General features: G+C 40.2%; 5 protein-coding genes. All 5 read right to left on the bottom strand.

All coding sequences use genetic code 11. From position 1 onward, the window contains the following. A partial coding sequence (locus U0M88_RS09340) for a DNA topoisomerase (protein WP_442902247.1) occupies positions 1-674 on the bottom strand: 674 nt, incomplete at its 3' end. Between the two features lie 55 nt (positions 675-729). Beyond that, entirely contained in the window at positions 730-1,470 is a 741-nt protein-coding gene (gene dprA, locus U0M88_RS09335) for a DNA-processing protein DprA (RefSeq protein WP_331869628.1), read from the bottom strand. Between the two features lie 54 nt (positions 1,471-1,524). Beyond that, on the bottom strand, positions 1,525-2,133 hold the full coding sequence (locus tag U0M88_RS09330; RefSeq protein WP_331869627.1) for a ribonuclease HII: 609 nt from the start codon (positions 2,131-2,133) through the stop codon (positions 1,525-1,527). Further along, positions 2,126-2,980 carry a ribosome biogenesis GTPase YlqF gene (gene ylqF, locus U0M88_RS09325; RefSeq protein ID WP_331869626.1) on the bottom strand — a complete coding sequence of 285 codons (855 nt, stop codon included), beginning with the start codon at positions 2,978-2,980 and terminating at the stop codon, positions 2,126-2,128. The genes U0M88_RS09330 and ylqF overlap by 8 nt, the downstream gene beginning before the upstream one ends. Positions 2,981-2,985: 5 nt before the next feature. After that, positions 2,986-3,114 (bottom strand): S26 family signal peptidase, encoded by a 129-nt coding sequence (locus U0M88_RS09320; RefSeq protein ID WP_331869630.1) that lies wholly within the window; start codon positions 3,112-3,114, stop codon positions 2,986-2,988. Between the last annotated feature and the right edge of the window lie 4 nt (positions 3,115-3,118).

Genomic DNA, 3,118 nt, shown 5'->3' with positions numbered 1-3,118 from the left:
TGTTCTTTATTTTTCAGCTTCGGTTTCTTTCCATCTACTTTATTCAAAAGCGCTTCAAACGATTGTCTTCCCTTTTTTAACGTCGCATGAATGCTCCAGTACTCTTCAGATTTAAACGCCTGAATTTCCTTTTCCTTTAAAACGATAAGATGTAACGCAACTGACTGTACACGACCAGCTGATTTTGACTGGATCTTATTTTGTAGAAGCTTGCTCAGTTTAAAACCGATGATTCGATCCAGCATTCTTCTAGTTTCCTGTGAATGCACCAGATCCATATCAATGTGTGTTGGCTCTTTGATAGCTTCCAATACGGCCGGTTTGGTGATCTCATGAAAGATAATACGATTTGTCGTATCAATATCCAGATCCAAAACTCTTGCCAAATGCCATGCGATCGCTTCTCCTTCACGGTCCGGGTCGCTTGCCAGATAGACAGAATTACTTTTTTTCGTGAGATCCTTCAATTCCTTTACCACATCTTTTTTATCTTTACTGATCGTATAAGTCGGAGTAAAGTCATGATCTACATCGATACCAAGTCCTTCTTTTCCGGATGTCGCAAGGTCACAGATATGTCCCTTGCTCGATACTACTTTAAAATCTTTACCTAAATATTTTTCAATCGTCTTCGATTTGGAAGGCGATTCCACAATGACTAAATTCTTCACCATATCTATCCTCCTATGGTTCGTTAGATATCAAACAATAAAAAAAGTGTTTTGTCAATTATATTTCATACAAGTCTTGTTCCTGTACGATGCTCAATGCTCCGTTTTGAATCAAGACATTACACCCCTGATAGACTTTATCTTCATAGGCACTGGGTAAACAATAGACTGGCTTGGAAAGCTCCAGACATTCATTGACCGTATGCATGGTTCCACTTTTACATCGTGCCTGAATAACGACGATGGATGAAGAACAAGCCGCAATCAAACGGTTTCTCCAGGGAAAATGATGAGCCTTTGGCGCTGTCTGCATGGGATATTCACTAAGGATCAAATGTTGATTGGCCATGCTCTGATATAAATTCTGGTTTTCTTTAGGATAAATACGATCGATTCCACACCCAATGATTCCAATTGTTCTTTGATCAAAAGCACTCTTATGGGCCATCGCATCAATTCCTTTGGCAAGCCCTGAGACGATCACATATTTTTTCTTTAGAATATTCACCACTTCTCTGGTATTTTTTAAAGCTTGATCCGTGCAATATCTGGCTCCGATGATTCCCACACATTTTTTCGATAAATAAGAAAGCTTTCCCTGATAAAAAAGGATCCATGGTGGATAACGCAGCTTTAAAAAGCATCTTGGATATTCCTTATCGGCCCTAGTGACAAAGGGATACGCATACTCCACTTTTTTATAAGGTGCTTTTACCTGCAGGCAATGAGCAATTTGTTTCCAATCGCCATCATTTTGAATGGCATACCATAAAATCGCATCTCTTAAATTTTTCTTCATACTATTTAATACGATAAAAAAATAAAAAAGATAGAAAAAATTTTAATTTTTCTATCAAAATAGCTTTATTTCCAATTTTTCTTTGACCGGCCCATACGATTTTCGATGACATGGCAATACACCATATTTTTCTAAAGCCTCCAAGTGTGCTTTGGTCGGATATCCCTTATGTTTCTTAAATCCATATTCAGGATACCTCTGATCCAGTTCCATCATGATATGATCTCTGGTGACTTTAGCTAGAATGCTGGCAGCCGCAATCGAGACTGATTTAGAGTCTCCTTTTATAATGGCTTCATATGGCTTTAAATAACCCGGAAGCTTCATCGCATCCGTCAAACAGTAAGCACGATCCGCACTTTGCGCAATCACAAGCATCGCATCCTGAGTAGCTTTATAAATGTTTTTTTGATCGATCTCTTTTTCAGAAATGACCTCTATCGAAAACCATAAGGCATCTTCTTGAATTACCTGAAAAAGCTGTTCCCGCTTTTTTTCAGTCAGCTTTTTAGAATCATCAATATCCGGATGCCAATATCCTTTTTCAAAAACACAGCCGGCAACGACCAGCGGACCGGCAATAGGTCCTCTTCCTGCCTCATCAATACCTACGATAGAATCATAGGTTCGCCAAAGTTCCTTTTCCAAAGGTTGTTCAATCATGAGGGAACTCCCAAGTCAAAGGACCTAATTTATCTTCACGGATATCTTTAATAAAAGAGCGAACAAGACGATTTTCATCAATGCTTCCTTTTTGAAGATACCCTCGTTTTAAGGCAATCTTTTCCAAGGTCTGCCAAGGATCCTTTTGTTCTTCGATCTGATACAGCTTTGCCAAAAGACCCGGTTTTGTTTCCTGTAGCCATCGACAGGCATAAATAGCAAGTTCCTGCATATTGACTACTTCATCTCGAACCGACCCTAAAATCGCAAGACGCATACCGGTATTAGGATCTTCAAACTTTGGCCATAATACGCCCGGCGTATCTAATAATTCCAGAGACTGCCCTAACTTGATCCACTGCAGGGATTTTGTCACACCCGGACGATCGGCCGTCTGTGCTGCTTTTCGCTTGGCCATCGTATTGATAAAGGTACTTTTCCCTACATTGGGAATCCCACAAACCATGGCGCGTAAAGCTCTGGGACGAATGCCTCGTCTTTTTTGTTTATCAATAATTTTTTGACAAGTCGTCTGCGCTGCCTGTACCAAAGCCTTAAAATACGAATCCTTGATCAAATCCAGGGCTAAGACTTGATGCCCCTGAGAATGCAGTTTTTGAATCCATTCTTTGGTGGCAGCCGAATCCGCTTTATCTTTTTTTGACAAAAGGATCAGACGCGGTTTATTTTGAATCAGTTCATCCAACATTGGATTCTTGCTGGAATCGGGAATACGGGCATCCCGAATTTCAATCACAAAATCAACCTTCTTCAAATTCTCTTCCATTTGCCGTTTGGCCTTGGTCATATGACCGGGAAACCATTGAATCGGATTTTGATTCGACATACGCTCTATCCTTTCAATCCCAGTTCATCAAATGGATAAAGAACTAAGACGCCTACACCATAGATTTGGTTACGCTGAATAACACCGATAGCACTGTCACGAGAATCTTTTGAAACCGGACGGTTATCTCCCATGACA

Source organism: Faecalicoccus sp., assembly GCF_036552745.1.
In the GTDB taxonomy this organism is placed as follows: Bacteria; Bacillota_I; Bacilli_A; order Erysipelotrichales; family Erysipelotrichaceae; genus Faecalicoccus.
This window is presented reverse-complemented; position numbering and strand designations above follow the sequence as displayed.